The organism is Marinomonas posidonica IVIA-Po-181 (assembly GCF_000214215.1).
Lineage (GTDB): Bacteria > Pseudomonadota > Gammaproteobacteria > Pseudomonadales > Marinomonadaceae > Marinomonas > Marinomonas posidonica.
Genome location: NC_015559.1, coordinates 2,636,257 through 2,654,133 on the forward strand (window position 1 = coordinate 2,636,257; position 17,877 = coordinate 2,654,133).

Consider the following 17,877-nt stretch of genomic DNA (forward strand, 5'->3'; position numbering starts at 1 on the left):
TTTGGGTGTTAGCTAGGCCCCATGCTAGGCAAGAAGCTTTACAGGGAGATAATGGATTAGGACAATGCAGTGGCTGTTTCTTGTCACCAATAAGCTTGCTCGAACCTTCCCTAAAAAAACATTTCTATGCCTTCATGTTAATGTAAATAAATGAAAATATACTTTATGGAAAATGCTTTTAAACCAATAATCTAATGCAACTCTCCAGCTTTTTAAAGCAAACGTACTCTAGTGCGAACCCCTTATGTTCCCATTAGAAAATAATCAGGATTGATTCAATGACAAGCAAACCGTTCCGTTGTGCCGCTCTGTTATGCATCAGCAGCGCCTTGGTCGCTTGTAGTAGCTCACAAGAAAGAGTGGATTACGCTGATCTGGCGCAGCAAGAGTTCGAGAGCACCAAGATCCAAGCCAGCCAATGGCAATCCTTGGATCAAGCGGGCGAAATCAGTTACCTTACCGATTTAGTTCAAAGTGATGAACTGGGTCAGCTCATTAAAGAAGCCTTAGCGGCCAATCCAAGCCTGCAAAAAACCGCACTGACCCTACAGGCAAGCTTATGGGAACTAAAAAAATCCCACGGTGCAAATTTGCCCTCAGTGGATGCCAGCGTCGGTGTCAGTGAAGAGAAAAACAGTGAGACTGACTACTCTGCAAAAATCAGTGTCAGCTGGGAATTGGACTTATGGCAGAAACTCGCGAATGCGGAGTCAGCTTCGGCAAAAAGTCTCGCCAGTGATGAAGCCTTATACCAATCCAGCCAAGACACACTAGTGGCGAGTGTCATGAAGACGTGGCTCTCTTTGACCGCCAAGCAACATGCCATAGAAATAGAAACTAAACGCTTAAACCTGTTAGAAGCCAACGAGCAACTGATCGTCAAACGCTTCAAAAGTGGCATGGATAATCTTGAAACATTAGACGAAGCACGCACCTCTACGTCTCAATCTCGTGCGACCTTGGCACAATACCAAGAAAACCTGCAGATTCAAAAACGTGAATTACAAACCTTATTGGGCCGTAACACGCCACTGATTTTATCTCCCCAACAGGAGTATCCAGAAGTCAGCTATTCCTTATCCGGTTTACCCGAGCAAAACCTACAACGCCGCCCGGATTTAAAATCGGCCTATTTGACCATAGAAGCCGCAGATTTAAGCACCCAAGTCGCCTATAAAGACATGTTGCCTTCCATTAGCTTAAGCGCTGCCCTTTCGGATGCGGCAGAATCGCCTCGAATGGCCTTATTTACGTCCCCTATTTGGAGCTTGGCAGCGCAGTTAACCCAACCTCTTTATCAAGGAGGTCAATTAAAAGCCGCAGCAGAAGTGGCCAAGCTGCAAACAGCGCAAGCCTTTCAAGGCTATCGAGATACACTATTAACCGCAGTGAACGAAGTCAAAGACGCATTAGGTCAAGAAAAAGTATTACAGCAACGCTTAACTCATATTCGCAACGCGTTACAAAGTTCGCGTAGCAATTTAACCCAATATGAAACCAAATATCGCAATGGTTTGGTGGCGTTGAGCGATCTTATTTCCGCGCAAACCACCATGTTTGATCTTGAAGCACAGCTTGACGAACTGATCTATGAGCATTTGGCAAACCGAATTACCTTAGGGCTGGCATTAGGACTTGGAGTAAAACCAGAATGAAGCATTATTCACGCTGGATCATACTAGCATTATCAATTGTTTTGGCGGTGGCCAGTTACTTTTACATTGACAGCAAATTGAATACCGACAAATTTGCAGGACAAATGGGCCAAGGTCCATCAGGTCGAGGTGGTCCAGATGGGCCAAGAGGTGCGCCCGGTCCGGGGAAAGGCCCAACCATGTCTGATAGCAGAGCCCACCAAGATACTAACAATGATGAAAGTGCCGTTAAAGTATCAGTCATCAAGGTGCAATCCGGCGAATACGCCCCTATTATCCAAGGTACTGCAGTTACCGCTCCACGCTACTCTCTAACACTAACCAGTCAAGTAAGCGGTGAAGTGATTGAAATCTCGCCGCAACTGGAAGCCGGAAAACGCGTTAAACAAGGTGATGTGTTAGCGGTTTTGCGTAATCGCGAATTAAACAGTGCTGTTGCCAGCGCAGAAAAAACCTTAGCCAGCGCAGAATTAGCTTTAAAAGAAGAAGTTCGACAAGGTGACCAAGCCAAAGCAGAATGGCAAGCCGCTGGTTTTACCGATCAACCCGACTCCGATCTGACATGGCGTATTCCACAATTGGCCGAAGCCAAAGCCGAAGTCAATTCCGCTAAAGCCGCCCTTATGGAAGCCAGAGAAAACCTGCAACACACCAAAGTTGTGGCCCCATTTAATGGGTTAGTCACAGCCCGCACTATCTCGCCCGGCTCTTATCTGAGTTCCAGCAGTGAAATTGCGACGTTATACAGTACCGACCGTGTGGAAATCACATTGGAGCTGGCCAGTTCAGATTGGGCGAAATTGCCTGACGCGAAAGCACTTCTTGCTGGTGATTGGCCCGTCACAGTAAAGAGTATTGATAGTCAAGCAAGCTGGGCTGGAACGGTGATCAGTGTCGGCCAACATATAGACACCACCACTCGCATGCGCAGTCTGAATCTAGCGGTGGAAGCGCCACTGGATCAAGCCTCCCCTTTATTACCGGGCGCGTTTGTGACGGTTGAACTGCAAGGTAAGACCCTGCAAAACTTGTGGAAATTACCCAATTCAGCCTTAAGCCAGCGAGGGGACATTTGGTTTATAGACGAGAACCATCGTCTCGATTACTTCCCTACTACGCCATTATTCGTTGATGCTCAGTATACCTATATCTTAGTACCAGAAATGATGCGAGACACCCCTTATTCGGTACTGACCAAACCCTATAACAGTTATCAGAAAGGCACCCTAGTTGACGCCATGGAGCAAACTGAAAAATGAGTCCGAATGATCAACAAAGAGGCATCATTGCTTGGTTTGCTGGAAACCCAGTAGCCGCCAACTTACTAATGATTTTTATCATTACTTTGGGGGTGATCAACATAGGTTCGTTAAGCAAAAAAAGCTTCCCAACCTTACCTCCAAATGGCATAGACATTGATGTCAGTTACGACAGCGGCTCAGCCAAAGCCACTGAAGAAAGTGTCACTATTTTGATTGAGCAGCAATTGGAAGGCTTAGAAGGCATCGACAATGTCATGTCGACTTCCACTAGCAATGGCGGTTCAGTCAATGTTGAGATCAAAGACGGATACGATCTGGATGAAGTCTTTAATCATATCAAAGACAAAGTAGATGAAATCTCCTCGTTCCCAAGTGATGCCGATCCTGCGGTTATCACCAAAGATACCCGTTCTGAATTGGCCATTATCATTCAGTTATTCGGCGACACAGATCGTCGAACCCTGCAAAATGCCGCCTACGATTTAAAAACCGAGCTGTTACTAGACAAAGAAATCAACTCGGTGTCCATTTCTGGCTGGCGTGATCCGAGCATGCTAATTAAGATCGATAAAAATCAGCTAGAAGCTTACGATCTCACCCTAGCAGATATCAGTACCGCGATTAACACTGAATCCGCCAGCGCATCGGTTGCAACACTGAGCAACGAGGACCTGTACCTCAAAGTCAGCACATCCGAACAAGCGTATTTCAAACAAGAGTTTGCACGCATTCCCATCAAAACCAGCAGTAGCGGAGCCGAGCTGACACTCAGCGACATCGCTAACATTGAAGACGCGTACGATGAAGACGACTTCGTCTTGTCACGCTTTAATCAGCAAAACAGCTTGTCACTGCGCATTAATACAATCGGCAAGGACGACATCATCAACACAGTGGAGGCCACTAAAAAGCGTGTTGAAAACTGGCAAGCATCGGGGAAACTGCCTTACAAGGTTGAATTGACCACCTGGAATGACCGCAGTGAATCCATTAACCAACGTCTTGAGCTAATGGTGAAAAACGCCATAACTGGGGTGATTCTAGTCTTTGTACTACTTGCCATATTTCTCAACATCACAGTGGCTTTTTGGGTGGCAGCGGGCTTGCCTTTTATTTTCTTTGGCACACTCTTTTTAATGGGCACCAGTCAGGTTGATTTAACCCTGAACATGATCACCACCTTTGGCTTTATTCTGGCCTTGGGTATCGTCGTGGATGATGCTGTAGTGGTTGGCGAGAACATCTATTCGGTGCGCTCACGAGATGGCGACACCCTCAACAACACCATCAAAGGTACGATGGAAGTCGCTGTGCCTACGCTATTTGGCGTCTTTACCACAGTGGCCGCTTTTTGGGCCCTGTCCAACATTGATGGTCGTTTAGGAAAAATTTATTCACAATTTGCCGAAGTCGTGGCCATTTGTTTAGTGTTGTCTATCATTGAATCCAAAATCATTTTACCCGCGCACTTATCACACTTGAATACGCACAAAGCGCCCGCTAAAAATTGGCTTGCAAAATGGTGGGGGATGGTACAAAAAGGCGCCGATGGCGGTCTGCAGTTTTTTAGCCATCGCATGTATAAACCCTCTATTGAATTTTGTCTGAGTCACAGATACGCCATGAGTTTGATCTTCATCAGCATGTTTGCTTTGGTGATTTCTATGCCACTCACGGGTGAAATTCGCACCAGCTTTTTCCCTCGTATTCCTGGCGACACAGTGCGAGCCTCCTTGACCATGTTAAGTGATGCGAGCTATGGCCAAACCGAAAAAGCCTTGATCAAGATAGAGCAAAAAGCCTATCAGGCGGACAAAAATCTCACCAAAGCAGCTCATGCCAAACTGGCCGATCAAATGGATTTGCCAAGCAGTTATTTGAAAAACATTGAAACCTACACTTCCAGTGATCAATCAGGCAGTTTCCGTGTCGAATTGGTTAATGGTGCGCCCTATTCATTGACGCAGTTTTCTACCGAATGGCAGCGCTTAGCAGGCACACCAGAAGGGGTAAAAAGTTTGCGCATTCGTAATGGTCAAAATGGCGCCGTGGATGCACTTAATGTAGAACTCGCCAGTTCTAATGCCACATCACTTGACGAAGCGTTGAATACACTGATCGAAGCGTTAAACCAAGTCCCTGCGGTGACTGGCATTGAAAAGTACGATACACCTCCTGAGTCTCGCTTAGAATTAAGTTTGAGCGAGCAAGGTCGCTTACTGGGTTTGAGTACCTCCGAATTGGCCAGTCAGGTAGCCAGCAACTTTGATGGCACAGAAGTGCAGTCATATCAAAGAGATAATGACGAAATAGAAGTTCGCATTGGCTATCCAGAAGCGCAGCAAGAGTCACCAGCGGCCATAATGAACACTAAGATTACGCTTGATAATGGCTCACGTGTGCCCCTAGATACGGTGGCAACATTAGGACAGATTGAGGTGCAAACTGAGATCATCCGTATTGATGGTAAGCGTTCTTACTACCTGTCAGCCGAAGTCGATAAAGACATCATGTCTTCAACCGAAGTGGTTGAATTGCTACAACAATCAACCATGCCGAACATCAAAAAACAATTTTCAGAAGTGGATTTTAGCTTTTCAGGAGAAGCAGAAGAACAAGCGGAAACACAATCTTCTTTGTTTAAGATGTTTATGTTGGCGTTGTTAATTATCTATGCCTTGCTGGCCATTCCGTTGAAATCCTATAGCCAGCCAATCATCATTATGATGGCCATTCCCTTTGGTATCATTGGCTCTTTATTAGGCCACTGGATGAATGGACTTGCCTTGAGTATCTTCTCATTAAACGGCATTTTGGCGTTAAGCGGCGTAGTGGTAAACGACAGCTTATTACTGGTTTCCCGTTACAACGATTTGCGCCAAGAGACCATTCACATTCGCCGCGCTATCATCATGGCTTGCCAAAGTCGCTTACGTGCCGTGTTATTGACCTCGTTCACCACTTTTGCAGGTTTAGCGCCCATCTTGTATGAAACATCACGTCAAGCTCAAGCTTTGATTCCGGCAGCAGTTTCGCTAGGTTACGGCATTATGTTCGCCACTCTGATCACCTTGGTACTAATGCCAATTCTCTTGATGATCAAAGAGGATGTGGAAAACGTGATCAAGCGCATCAAACGCAAAATGACCCCAAAGTCGGATGTACCTGTTTTGTAACCCCATTATTCGCCTTGGGAAAATGAAAAGAGACATACACCCCAATGCTGACAACAGCATTGGGGTGTATGTCTCTAGGAAAAGGACTAGGACTAGGATTAGACCTTAAAACGTGCCACCAATTCGTCAAGACTACTGGACAATTCACGTAGTACTTTACTGTTGTCTGAGACATCATTTGCTGTCGTGACACTGGTTTCAACCGAATTCTGAATCCCCGTCACATGACTCGCGACGTCTTCAATCGCGAGCAATTGCTGCTCTGTTGAGATGGCTACTTGCTGATTAATGGCATTCATGGTTTTCACTTGCTCAGCAATGCTGTTTAACGAGGCTTGCGCTTCTTGCATCGACTCTACGCCTTCTCCCGCAATTTTCTGCCCCGCCTGAGATGCTGCTAGGGCTTTGCGAGATTCCGTTTGCAACTGATCAATCATCTTCTGAATTTCATCCGTAGATTGTGCCGTTCGTTTGGCAAGATTACGAACTTCATCAGCCACCACAGCAAAACCACGACCGGCCTCACCTGCTCGTGCTGACTCAATCGCCGCATTCAATGCCAATAAATTGGTTTGTTCAGAAATATTGCGAATAACCTCAAGAATGCTGCCAATTTGCTCAGAGTTTTTCGCCAAATCTTCGATGACTTGCGCAGTCTTCTGGCTTTCCGACGCTAGGTTCTCTACAGTTGCTTTGGCCGATGACACCACATTTAGACCAGAAGTCACTTCACCTTCTACTTGGTTAGCACTCTTCGCAGCTTGCGCGGCATTTCCAGACACTTCACGTACAGACGCTTCCACTTCATGAATCGCGGAGGCAACCATAGAGGTTCGTTCGCTTTGCCCTTTAGCATCAGATTGCATGGTATTGGCCGAACTTAGCATCTGTTCTGAAGCATTATTAAGCTGAGCACTCGTTTGGCTCACTTGTATCACCATGTTGTGAATGACACTCACAAATTTATTAAAGCCAGAACCGATATTGGCTAACTCAGCTGGACCTTTATCGTCCAGTCTGTGCTTCAGGTCACCATCGCCTTCGCCAATTTCGGTTAGATTATTGGCCACTACTTGCAGTTGTTTAACCAGCTTTGTACCCAAAAATAAAGCCGCGAAAACAGTGATGATACTTAAAATGATTCCCATAATAAGCAAAGAATGCCCCATGGTAGTCACGCCACCAAACACGGCTTTATGCGGAATCTCCGCCACTAAAGTCCAGCCCATCGCCGGAATGTATTCACTGGCCAGTACTGAATTATCAGACATGATGATGTTCAAGCCATCGCGTTTCAACAGTGTCTTACCAATTTCATCGCCATATAAATCTGTAACTTTGGTATTTTCTAAAAGAGACTCATTCCGGTGGACTTTAAGCGTACCATCAGCGGAGACTAGATAAACAAAGCCACTACCGTTAAAGGTAAAACTGTTTAAATAAGCGGTCATCTTCTCTAAGTTCATACCAAAACCCGCTAAACCACGGCCATTAACGTTTTGATAATTCACAAAGAGTTTCACTTCACCACTAGATTGACTGCGATACACACTGACATTGCGATCATTCGCCGACTTAGTGAAATCAAAGAACCAAGTATCGCGCTCTGGCGACAGAGTCCGTAAGAAACCGTCTTGGTTCCAATATTTAGCCGTTTGACGATCCGCCCAAGAAGCCGTATCTAATCCTAATTGATTTTTAATATTGCCAAGTAAGTCAATCAGCTTCGCTTCGTTTGCTGGATCAAAACCTTTTTCAGCCCAATCTAAAATCAATGGATTATTCGCTAAGGTTTGCGCTGTTGCAGCAAGGTTCTCAATCTGATTTTCTACCTCGATTTTAATCTGATTAATTTGAGCGGGTAACTCCGTATTGGTGGTTCGCTCTAACATGACCGATCTGGCTTGATAAAAGCTTAATAATCCCATGGAGATGGTTGTAATCAGAACCACTGCCACAAATGCATATATAAGTCGTATTTTTAAAGACACGTATAGAAATCCTTTAATATCGCTAGGTTGAAAAATCAATACTGACCTTTTGGTCAATTGTTATAGTAAATCATTTAAATTAAAATTTAATGACTTTCTAACCATCGCGATCCATGACCACCGAGAATTTTCTATGAAAAACCTATTTTATTTTGTCCTTTTAATAAATCTTGTTGGTTTACAAGCATCTTGCACAACAAAAGGCGTTTATGAAGCCCTCCAAGATAATCACCAGAATTACTGTCAACAATATCGTGGCCAGCAACAAGACGATTGTCAGTCAACTTATCGTCAATCTTATGAGGAATATCAACACCAATGGGAAATCTCACCTTAAAAGTGTCTTAATCTCACAAAAAAGCCCCCATTATTAAAAAAATTTGAACGGCATGACTGAATTAAAATTCCTCTTACAGGTTAAACCCAGAAACCCTATTGCGATAAATTTATTTTGCTCTATCCTTTTGAAACATAAATTCAGAATAAACAAAAAAAAGAGTACAAAATGAACTTAGATGAAACAGACTTGCAACTTCTTGCCTTAATTCAAAGCGATGATAGTATTTCTACAGAAGCCATGGCTCAACAAGTTGGATTATCAAAAACCCCTTGTTGGCGACGTATTCAACGCTTAGAAAAATCAGGTTATATCAAACGCCACGTGGCGTTATTAGACCCTGAAAAACTTGAATTGGGGGTGTCTGTATTCGTGCAGGTCAAAACCAATCAACACGACGCGGATTGGGCAAGTGAATTTGCCAACGTCGTTGCGCAATTCCCCGAAGTGGTTGAATTCTATCGCATGGCAGGAGAATACGATTATTTGCTTCGTGTCTTAGTCAAAGATATTCCGGCTTACGACCAATTTTATAAACGCTTAATCAGTGCCACTGCGTTAACAGATGTGACATCCAACTTCGCCATGGAACAAATCAAATGGACCACGGAGTTACCTTTACCTCTAGCCAATCAAGAATAGAGGGCATCTGTCGATCATGGCAAAAATAGGACAAATTCATGATAACGACAGACTTCTCTCATGTACCATCGACTCATCAAGCGGAAGCAAATTCGGCTCTCATTAGCCAAATTCGCAACAGCATTATTGGTGCTCAGCAGACAATTGATACCCCTTTTGGCAAACGTAAATTAACCTATGCGGATTACACCGCATCGGGTCGAAGTCTGGCCTTTATTGAGGAATTCATTCAACAACAAGTCTTGCCCTATTATGCCAATACTCATACCGAGGCTAACGCAACAGGTCAACAAACCACCGCCTTTAGAGAAGAGGCTAGACAACAGATTCGCCGTTCCGTAAAGGCCAATGATGAGGATCTAGTGATTTTTTGTGGCAGTGGTGCCACCAGCGCCATTAATACCTTGATCAGTCAATTAGGATTAAGAACACTGGATAAGGCCGACAAAAAGCAATGCGTCATTTTTATCGGACCCTATGAACATCATTCAAATGAATTGCCTTGGCGAGAGCTAGGTTTTCAGGTCATTCGCATTCCAGAAGCAGAACAAGGTGGCGTCTGCTTAAGCACTCTTGAAGCACAACTAAAACGCCATCAAGGCAAACGTATGATTGGCAGTTTCAGTGCGGCTTCGAATGTGACTGGCATCCTTTGTGATCAAACCGCCATTACCAGCTTGCTGCACGCTTATCAGGCTTTGGCTTTTTGGGATTTTGCCGCGGCGGCGCCTTATGTCGCAATGGATATGAACCCAAGCGACCATCCTCAAGCACACAAGGATGCGATCTTCTTTTCACCGCACAAACTGATTGGCGGTCCAGGCACACCGGGCATACTGGTGGTGAAAAAGGCCATCATTACCAATCAAAAACCCAGCCATATTGGTGGCGGCACAGTATCCTTTGTGACGCCACAAGATCACACCTTTTTACCCATTAGTGAAAGACGCGAGGAAGGTGGAACCCCCGCCATCATAGAATCCATTCGAGCAGGTTTGGTGTTCCAATTAAAAGAAGCCGTGGGTGATCACATCATTGAGGCAAAAGAGCAACAGCTGGTGAATATGATCCATCAGCATTGGGCGCTTAACCCCAATATCGAACGTTTAGGCCATCATGATGCAGAACGTTTGTCGATCACGGCGTTTCGCATCAAAACACCATTAGGCTATTTGCATCATGGCTTTGTGACAGCCCTATTAAACGATCTGTTTGGTATTCAAGTACGAGGAGGTTGTTCTTGTGCAGGGCCTTATGGCCACGCTTTGCTTAAGATTGACGAGCAGAAATCCGAACACATTCAACAGGCTCTAGAAGCCGGTGAAAAACTGCTAAAACCAGGTTGGGTTCGCTTTAATCTGAACTATTTCATCTCTCAAGCTGAAGCTCTTTTTATCTTACAGGCAATTGATTTCATCACGGAACATGGTCTAACTCTGCTGCCCTTTTATGCCTATGATAACACCAAAGATTTATGGCGTTTTCAAAATCAATCACAGCACACACTCAGTTTAAACAGCCTTTTCCAAGCACCAAGTGGGCAAGGTAAAACGCTCACTAACACCGAGCACACTGAGTTTCAACGCTATTTAAAGGAAGCAGAGCAACTCGTCGCCACTTGTCAGAATACGCAAACCCCTCAATATTCTTGGCAACAACAAGAATTTAATGACGACTTTGCAGTATTAAGGGACTTTGTATTAGTGCAAGATCTTGTATGAGATTCTTCAGGCAGGGATGCCATGAATCAATCCTTTACTTGTAATGGCATTCCAACCCGAATCACACCCGAGCGAACGACGTTCGCTCGCAGACCGCCGCGATGCAGCCAGGCTTTAACCACTTGTGGTGGCGTTAAGGTGTCATTGGCTAATAGACGTCCAAGAAAAGCACAAGGTTCACACAACTCCACACCATAAAATTCGGTCTCACCAATCCAAAAGGTTTTGCCCACTAACGCATTTAATCGCACACCATCCGTCACCACATTACGGCGGGTTTCCGATAACGCGATGTGTTGCTCAAAATTTCGATTAAAGGCTTAAATTTCTTCCTTTTCAACAAAGGTGATATTGGGGCCGTCATGCCCTTTTTTACCGTAATAACGATCTCCCACAATGCCTTTTCCGGCATCGACCTTAACAGCATCAATCGCCATTTGCGCTTGCTTGGCATTTTTCGCCACAAAAATAGCTTCAATCATGTCGGTCCTTCACTCAATCAACACAGACATTCGACGATAGGGAATGTCACCTTTATAAAAACGCTCACCCGATTTTGTCATGCCGAATCTTTGATATAAAGAGCATGCACTTTCTCTGGCATCACACCAAAAAACACGGACGCCACTCGCTTTCAGATCGTCAAGGATACGATGTAACACAAACTGACCTATGCCCTGCCTCTGATACGTTTCTAAGGTGGCGAATTTTCTTAGCCTTGCCGAGTCTTGCTGAATAAAAACAGAGGCCACGCAAACCAACAAACCTTGCAGATATACACCATAGTGCTCACCTTGAGCATCTTCTTCAACACGGCATTTCTCTAGGGTTTTATTTGGCCACAATACTTGCTGACGTAATGGCAAAGCCGTCTCAGCCTCAATTTTTCGAATTATTAAGCCTTCTTGTGACACGATAACCACTCCAAATCCTGATAGGGTGTTTCTTTTAACGAGGCTAAACGGGATGACAAAGAGCCAAGGTGAAATTCCAATTGATGACCATCAGGGTCTCTTACATACAAGGAGTCCCCTTCACTTTGGTTGGTTTGCCAAATATCCAGTGCTGGATTATTACGCATCTCAGCCAAGGAAGCCGCATCAATGTTGAACGCGTAGTGGGTATAATGTTCGCTCACCTCCTCTTTTTTATCCAAACACAAGGATAAGCACAGCCAGGCACTCCCATAAGATAAGTAGGCTCCTTTTGCCCAGCGAACCTCAGCCCTAAACCCTAGCTGATTCACATAGAAATCAAGTGAACGAGTAATATCCTTCACGGCCAGTGTCAGGTGATTAAAGCCTTTTACAAATGACTCAAGGCCTTTGTCATCATAAGCCTTGACCATGGCATAGATCTTAGTCGCTTTTTCAAAATGATTGAGTTGATGTTCTTCAATCCACCAACGCGCCACGGACATTAAGGCTTCAGGTTGGTCATTTTTATTGGCAAAGAAAGCATAGAATGATACCTGAACCTTTTCGCCCTTTTGTCGTATTTTTTCTTGGCAAACTGACAGAATCTTTTGTCTCATCTCTAAATTCATGAATTTATTCCATTTTTCATATTTGAACTGCTTGATGCTTGCACCTATAAGCCTCGCTAATACTCCTTATGCGACTAAAGTCTGACTTCTTATTCAATTCGCCCCTGCTAGATTAGAGAAGCGTAATAAAAATAATTATAAGGAGATCTACTGTGTCAGATCATAGCATTAATGCAGAAAAGTATTGGCAAGCCAACCTCCGGCTCATCCTCGGAAGTCTGGTGGTTTGGGCTCTCGCCTCTTACGGTTGTGCCATCCTACTACGTCCCATGCTCTCTGGGATTCATATTGGAGGAACAGACTTAGGTTTCTGGTTTGCCCAGCAAGGGTCCATCCTCGTTTTCATTGCTTTGACTTTCTTCTATGCCTGGAGAATGAATAAGCTCGACGAAGAATTCGGCCTGCAGGAGTAATTCAATATGAGTCAATTTGCTATTAACTTGTTATTTGTCGGTGGGTCCTTTGCGCTTTACTTCGGTATCGCCTTTTGGGCACGCGCTGGATCAACCAAAGAATTCTACGTGGCAGGTGGTGGTGTTCACCCAGTCCTTAACGGTATGGCAACAGCAGCCGATTGGATGTCTGCGGCGTCCTTTATTTCCATGGCAGGTCTCATTGCGGCCGGCGGTTATGCTAACTCGACTTTCCTCATGGGCTGGACGGGTGGCTATGTCCTGCTCGCGATGTTACTCGCACCTTATCTACGTAAATTTGGTAAGTTTACTGTACCAGACTTCATCGGTGATCGATTCTACAGTCGTACCGCTCGTCTGGTTGCGGTGGCATGTTTGATTACTGCGTCTGTCACCTATGTCATTGGTCAGATGACCGGTGCTGGTGTGGCTTTCTCACGCTTCCTAGAGGTAGATAAAAATACTGGGTTAATGATCGCCGCTGTTGTGGTGTTCTTCTATGCCGTATTGGGTGGTATGAAAGGTATTACCTATACGCAGGTAGCACAGTATGTGGTCTTGATCATTGCCTATACCATTCCAGCTGTCTTTATCTCCTTACAACTCACGGACTCTTTCATTCCAGCGTTAGGATTGTTCTCAACTCATACTGAATCCGGTATGCCGTTGTTGCAGAAACTGGATGAGGTGGTACGAGAACTCGGCTTTAGGGATTACACCGCCGATGTGGATAATAAACTGAACATGGTCCTCTTCACGCTATCCTTGATGATAGGTACAGCAGGTCTGCCTCACGTTATTATTCGTTTCTTCACCGTACCAAAAGTGGCGGATGCACGTTGGTCTGCTGGTTGGGCGTTAGTCTTCATCGCCTTGTTGTACTTAACCGCACCAGCGGTAGCCTCTATGGCTCGTTTGAACCTAATGACAACCATCTACCCATCTGGTCCAACTGAGCAACCAATCGAATACGCCGAGCGTCCAGACTGGATTCAAACTTGGGAAACAACCGGTTTGATCAAGTACGAAGACAAAAATGGTGATGGTCGTATCCAGTTCTATAACGATACACCAACCTATGAAGCGGAAGCGACAGCACGTGGTTGGGAAGGAAATGAGTTGACAGTTAACCGTGACATTCTGGTATTGGCTAACCCTGAAATTGCCAATCTTCCAGGTTGGGTCATTGGCTTGATCGCAGCAGGTGGTCTCGCGGCCGCACTCTCCACCGCCGCAGGCTTATTACTGGCCATTTCTTCTGCCGTCAGTCATGACGTCATAAAAGGCTCGATTAACCCCGATATCAGTGACAAGGGGGAATTAACGGTCGCACGGATATCCATGTTTGTCGCCATTATCGTCGCCACCTATCTCGGTATGAATCCGCCCGGTTTCGCTGCACAAGTAGTGGCACTGGCATTTGGTATCGCGGCGGCGTCCATCTTCCCTGCGTTAATGATGGGTATTTTCTCCAAACGCGTAAACAGTAAAGGTGCTGTAGCAGGCATGCTAGCTGGTTTGATTTCAACCTTGATTTATATTTTCTTATTCCTTGGTTGGTTCTTCATTCCTGGCACAGCCACCCTAGCAAATACACCAGATAACTGGTTACTTGGTATTTCTCCATTGTCCTTCGGTGCCATTGGTGCGGTGATTAACTTCGCAGTTGCCTTTACGGTATCATCGATGACAGAGCAACCACCAAAAGAAATCCAAGATTTGGTTGAAAGTGTTCGTTACCCACAAGGTGCAGGGAGCGCAGTGGATCACTAACGGAGCCCTTCCTGTTCAAAATCGAGCCTTGCTTTCCGCGAGGCTCGATTTCCTTATAATAAGAAAATCAAACAAAGGAACACATCCGTATGATTTGGGAATTGGTCGCAACTGTTTTTGCAGGTCTTGGCGGTGCAGGTATCGCTTTATTAATTCGTAAACTGTCTAAGCAGACGGCGCCTAAATGGTTAGTGCCTGCCTTTGCTGGTCTTTGCATGCTTGGCTTTCAAGTACAAGGTGAGTATGACTGGTATGATCATCAAACCAGTTTACTGCCAACCGGTGTCGTGGTCGTTAAGGCGGTTGAAGAAAAAGCCATCTGGCGTCCATGGAGTTATGTCTTTCCTCAAACCACTCGCTTCATTGCTGCGGATGTCGCCAACTCAGCACAAAATAAAATTGACCCGAATTTGATCTTGGTAGATCTGTACTTTTTTGAACGTCGTTCAACGGCAAAACGAGTCCCACAAGTCATTGATTGCGTGCAATCAGCTCGAGCTGATTTTACTGACTCTTTCAGTGCAGAAAGCGACTCAACGACCCAATGGTATTCATTAGGCCACAATGATCCATTAATCACAGCGGTTTGTAGTTGAAAAATGCCATCTTAAGCTTGAATATAATTGCCTTGGCAGAATCACCTGCTCATATCATAATGTGCTCTTTGACAGTACTGAGCCGATGTTATGGCTGGCCGCAAGAGCGGAAAATATTGGACTTGGTTGGGTAAGCATTCTGCATGATCAAGTACGCCGCGACCTTCTCAAAATCCCAGATAATATTGACATTATTGCTTACCTTTGCATCGGCTACGTAGAAACATTTCAAGACATGCCAGATTTAGAAAAAGCCGATTGGCTAACACGTCGCAATGTCGAATCGGTTATTCATCACGACGTCTGGCAAAAGAAAAATGATTGATGAAATAAATTCACCTTTGAGGGTATTTTTTATCGTTTGTCTTCTTTGTTGACTCTTCTTATCATTAACACATCGAAAAAATTCACCATAGACCAGCACAAAGCGGGTCACTTGATAAAGAAGGAAAACACTATGAACAACTCAAAATCTGTCGCTGAACTAATCAATAACGTAAACGCTGCTTACCTATCTGACGCCGACGTTCGTATCGCTGTTGCTCGTGCTGAACGCGCTGAATTCATCGTTGCTTCATTCGCCTCAGCTGGTAAAGCCATCAAATCTGCTATCGCTAAAATCAAATCAAACTTAGTAACGTCTTCTGCACAACACGCTTAAGATTTGCTAAAAAGAGTTTAGAGTAAGCGCTTTTCTTGAGAACCCTCACGTGAAAGTTCATTGGCTTACTCCTACGGAAAAGGCGCTAAAATAATAATTGATAGCGCTTCCCCGCTTTCTTCACCTACCAATCATGTCATAAGAATGATCAAAAACCGTCAGTAACCTGATTTTTTTGATTTTTCAAATCACAAAATTGTTCTATCTGTTTCTGCCATTCAGGCTTTATTCCCAATACAAAAAGAAACTCAACAAAGACAAACAATGGCCCAATGATCAAGCCTATAACATCATCCAAAAAAGCAGGCTTCTTACCCTCAAAGTAATGACCAATAAATTGAAAAATCCAGCCAACAATAAACAAGCCTAATCCACTCACTAGCCATATGACGGTCGTTTGTGCCGCAAGGTAGTCTGCGATAAACAAACTAAGTATCAAGAGACTAGACATAGCGAGTCCAATCACCAAATGCAAAGATAAATAAAATAAACTGCTCAGTACCACCACAATAATTGCTGGCGTAAGAGACACATCAAAAACGGAGAAATTCGGGCGAGATAGCAAGACAGCAATGGCTAAAACGATCATTGGAATACCAATGAAATGCGTTGCCACATTGCGTCTATCTTGATGGTAGTATGCATATTGGGATAAATGCTCCAGTAGGCTCTTCATGATCAGACCTCTTTTATTATTGTTTGAGATATCAGTAAAACGCATCGGCATCATATTAGTCAATACCATTTGTTAATATCATATTTCCATTTATATGCTTTGTTTATAACGCGTTTTTCAAGCAAACCCACATCTTCCGTTTTATCAAGAATGACAAAAAGTACGCACTTAAATCTGTTTACAGATATACATAAAAAAACGGCTTCCGAAGAAGCCGTTTTTCTTAATCAATATGAAGCCCTAAAGCTTAGTGTTGATGACCACCTTCACCATGAACATGGCCATGCTCAAGCTCTTCTGCAGAAGCTTCGCGAACGTCGACAATTTCAACATCAAAATTCAATGTCTTACCTGCTAGCGGGTGATTACCATCTAACATTACACCGTCTTCTTCGACACCAATTACCGTCACAGGCTGCTGACCGCCTGGCGTTTGCGCCATAAACTGCATACCCACTTGAATGTCATCGACACCTTGGAAGTTTTCCGATGGTACTTTTTGAATCAGTTCTTGATGAATCTCACCGTAACCCTCTTCAGGAGCAACCGACACAGTCAATTTCTCACCAGAGGCTTTGCCTTGAAGGGCTTTATCTAGGCCGTCGATGATGTTTTGCGCACCGCTCAAGAACACCAATGGTTCTTGACCGACAGAAGAATCAAGTTGCTGACCTTGATCGTCTGTCAATGTGTAGTGCATGCTCACAACGGTGTTTTCAGAAATTTGCATTGTATTCTCCAGCTTTATCTTAAATAAGGGAACGAGCGCTTGATACAAGCAAACTATTTTGCGATACACCGCCACAACACGAACCCGAGCGTTAGCTATAATAACGTCCTAATAACGTAATCACCAGTTCGTAGATCTTGGTCTTATAAGGCATTTTTAAAGGGTTAAGGTTAATTTTTTTGGGAAAAAAGCAAAAAAAGTCCCTTATCCCAGTGTTATCGTACATTTTTCACTCGAAATTGAGATGTATCCAAGGTATGAGACTGCCCTAACCAACTTACGCCTTGGGTATGATCTAGGTAGTCATCTCCAGTTAAAGGATGCACAAACACATCAAGGCTTCGACGGTTCATCATTAGCCATGGTATAACATCAGCAAACGCATCTGCCGCAAAAGACAATTGGCAACTCCACAAAGGATGAGGTCCTACTGGCTTTTGATGGAATCGTCCCACACGAATGTCAAACAAATCAGACGCCTGCTGAGCTAATGCTTGCGCCATTATCAGCCCTTCTTGATCTTGGTAGTACAGATGAGCGTGATAAGCCTTAATCTGAATACTGTCTGGTAACGTCATGAACTCCTCCTCAATGCTCCTAAGCATTCTAACATGCCTTGGATCGCTTAGGGTCCGCTAACACGACCTAAGTCTTAGAGGATTATCAGAATAAGTGTGCTACCTTTTCTCATCAAAGAA

At 44.4% G+C, this 17,877-nt stretch carries 18 protein-coding genes and 1 pseudogene; 10 read left to right on the plus strand and 9 right to left on the minus strand.

Translation table 11 applies throughout. The features are described 5' to 3' along the window. The first annotated feature begins 278 nt into the window (after nucleotides 1-278). Genes MAR181_RS12210 through MAR181_RS12220 form a run of 3 tightly spaced genes read left to right on the plus strand, consistent with a single transcriptional unit; the run spans nucleotide 279 to nucleotide 6,093 of the window. Nucleotides 279-1,655 carry a TolC family protein gene (locus tag MAR181_RS12210; protein WP_013796905.1) on the plus strand — a complete coding sequence of 459 codons (1,377 nt, stop codon included), beginning with the start codon at nucleotides 279-281 and terminating at the stop codon, nucleotides 1,653-1,655. Next, entirely contained in the window at nucleotides 1,652-2,914 is a 1,263-nt protein-coding gene (locus tag MAR181_RS12215) for an efflux RND transporter periplasmic adaptor subunit (protein WP_013796906.1), read from the plus strand. The genes MAR181_RS12210 and MAR181_RS12215 overlap by 4 nt, the downstream gene beginning before the upstream one ends. Beyond that, nucleotides 2,911-6,093 carry an efflux RND transporter permease subunit gene (locus MAR181_RS12220; protein WP_013796907.1) on the plus strand — a complete coding sequence of 1,061 codons (3,183 nt, stop codon included), beginning with the start codon at nucleotides 2,911-2,913 and terminating at the stop codon, nucleotides 6,091-6,093. Before MAR181_RS12215 ends, MAR181_RS12220 begins: the two co-directional genes overlap by 4 nt. A gap of 98 nt (nucleotides 6,094-6,191) precedes the next feature. Here the strand turns inward: MAR181_RS12220 and MAR181_RS12225 are convergent, their stop codons facing one another. Beyond that, the gene (locus tag MAR181_RS12225) at nucleotides 6,192-8,084 is read right to left on the minus strand and encodes a methyl-accepting chemotaxis protein (protein ID WP_013796908.1); all 1,893 of its coding nucleotides are present in this window, start codon (nucleotides 8,082-8,084) and stop codon (nucleotides 6,192-6,194) included. A 131-nt stretch (nucleotides 8,085-8,215) separates the two neighbouring features. Further along, nucleotides 8,216-8,416 (minus strand): hypothetical protein, encoded by a 201-nt coding sequence (locus MAR181_RS12230; protein WP_041651332.1) that lies wholly within the window; start codon nucleotides 8,414-8,416, stop codon nucleotides 8,216-8,218. A gap of 173 nt (nucleotides 8,417-8,589) precedes the next feature. On the opposite strand from MAR181_RS12230, the gene MAR181_RS12235 reads away from it, so the two are divergent. Further along, the gene (locus MAR181_RS12235) at nucleotides 8,590-9,063 is read left to right on the plus strand and encodes an Lrp/AsnC family transcriptional regulator (protein WP_013796910.1); all 474 of its coding nucleotides are present in this window, start codon (nucleotides 8,590-8,592) and stop codon (nucleotides 9,061-9,063) included. Nucleotides 9,064-9,101: 38 nt separating this feature from the next. After that, nucleotides 9,102-10,784, plus strand: a complete 1,683-nt coding sequence (locus MAR181_RS12240; protein ID WP_013796911.1) for an aminotransferase class V-fold PLP-dependent enzyme — start codon at nucleotides 9,102-9,104, stop codon at nucleotides 10,782-10,784. 26 nt (nucleotides 10,785-10,810) lie between these two features. Here the strand turns inward: MAR181_RS12240 and MAR181_RS18620 are convergent. The 4 genes and pseudogenes from MAR181_RS18620 to MAR181_RS12255 all read right to left on the minus strand — a co-directional run. After that, a pseudogene (locus MAR181_RS18620) lies at nucleotides 10,811-11,086 on the minus strand (MOSC domain-containing protein); the annotation flags it as partial. Nucleotides 11,087-11,104: 18 nt separating this feature from the next. After that, on the minus strand, nucleotides 11,105-11,266 hold the full coding sequence (locus tag MAR181_RS18625; RefSeq protein ID WP_245546155.1) for a hypothetical protein: 162 nt from the start codon (nucleotides 11,264-11,266) through the stop codon (nucleotides 11,105-11,107). A 9-nt stretch (nucleotides 11,267-11,275) separates the two neighbouring features. Then, a complete protein-coding gene (locus tag MAR181_RS12250; RefSeq protein WP_041651334.1) occupies nucleotides 11,276-11,698 on the minus strand; it encodes a GNAT family N-acetyltransferase in 423 nt (140 codons plus the stop codon). After that, nucleotides 11,680-12,330, minus strand: a complete 651-nt coding sequence (locus tag MAR181_RS12255) for a DUF6500 family protein (RefSeq protein ID WP_013796913.1) — start codon at nucleotides 12,328-12,330, stop codon at nucleotides 11,680-11,682. Before MAR181_RS12255 ends, MAR181_RS12250 begins: the two co-directional genes overlap by 19 nt. Nucleotides 12,331-12,482: 152 nt before the next feature. Between MAR181_RS12255 and MAR181_RS12260 the strand changes: the two genes are divergently transcribed. The 5 genes from MAR181_RS12260 to MAR181_RS12280 all read left to right on the plus strand — a co-directional run bounded on the left by MAR181_RS12260 (nucleotide 12,483) and on the right by MAR181_RS12280 (nucleotide 15,773). Next, nucleotides 12,483-12,743, plus strand: a complete 261-nt coding sequence (locus MAR181_RS12260; protein WP_013796914.1) for a DUF4212 domain-containing protein — start codon at nucleotides 12,483-12,485, stop codon at nucleotides 12,741-12,743. A 6-nt stretch (nucleotides 12,744-12,749) separates the two neighbouring features. Continuing rightward, entirely contained in the window at nucleotides 12,750-14,516 is a 1,767-nt protein-coding gene (locus MAR181_RS12265) for a sodium:solute symporter family protein (protein WP_013796915.1), read from the plus strand. An 89-nt stretch (nucleotides 14,517-14,605) separates the two neighbouring features. Continuing rightward, nucleotides 14,606-15,112 (plus strand): hypothetical protein, encoded by a 507-nt coding sequence (locus MAR181_RS12270; protein WP_013796916.1) that lies wholly within the window; start codon nucleotides 14,606-14,608, stop codon nucleotides 15,110-15,112. 61 nt (nucleotides 15,113-15,173) lie between these two features. Then, nucleotides 15,174-15,437, plus strand: coding sequence for a nitroreductase family protein (locus MAR181_RS12275; RefSeq protein WP_216086343.1), 264 nt, complete (start codon nucleotides 15,174-15,176; stop codon nucleotides 15,435-15,437). A gap of 132 nt (nucleotides 15,438-15,569) precedes the next feature. Continuing rightward, nucleotides 15,570-15,773, plus strand: a complete 204-nt coding sequence (locus tag MAR181_RS12280; RefSeq protein WP_013796917.1) for an RSP_7527 family protein — start codon at nucleotides 15,570-15,572, stop codon at nucleotides 15,771-15,773. Between the two features lie 148 nt (nucleotides 15,774-15,921). On the opposite strand, the gene MAR181_RS12285 is transcribed toward MAR181_RS12280, so the two are convergent. From MAR181_RS12285 to MAR181_RS12295, 3 genes are all read right to left on the minus strand, one after another. Then, nucleotides 15,922-16,449, minus strand: coding sequence for an Mpo1 family 2-hydroxy fatty acid dioxygenase (locus MAR181_RS12285; protein WP_013796918.1), 528 nt, complete (start codon nucleotides 16,447-16,449; stop codon nucleotides 15,922-15,924). A 247-nt stretch (nucleotides 16,450-16,696) separates the two neighbouring features. After that, nucleotides 16,697-17,179 (minus strand): FKBP-type peptidyl-prolyl cis-trans isomerase, encoded by a 483-nt coding sequence (locus tag MAR181_RS12290; RefSeq protein WP_013796919.1) that lies wholly within the window; start codon nucleotides 17,177-17,179, stop codon nucleotides 16,697-16,699. Between the two features lie 215 nt (nucleotides 17,180-17,394). Continuing rightward, the gene (locus tag MAR181_RS12295) at nucleotides 17,395-17,757 is read right to left on the minus strand and encodes a DOPA 4,5-dioxygenase family protein (protein ID WP_013796921.1); all 363 of its coding nucleotides are present in this window, start codon (nucleotides 17,755-17,757) and stop codon (nucleotides 17,395-17,397) included. Nucleotides 17,758-17,877: the final 120 nt, after the last annotated feature.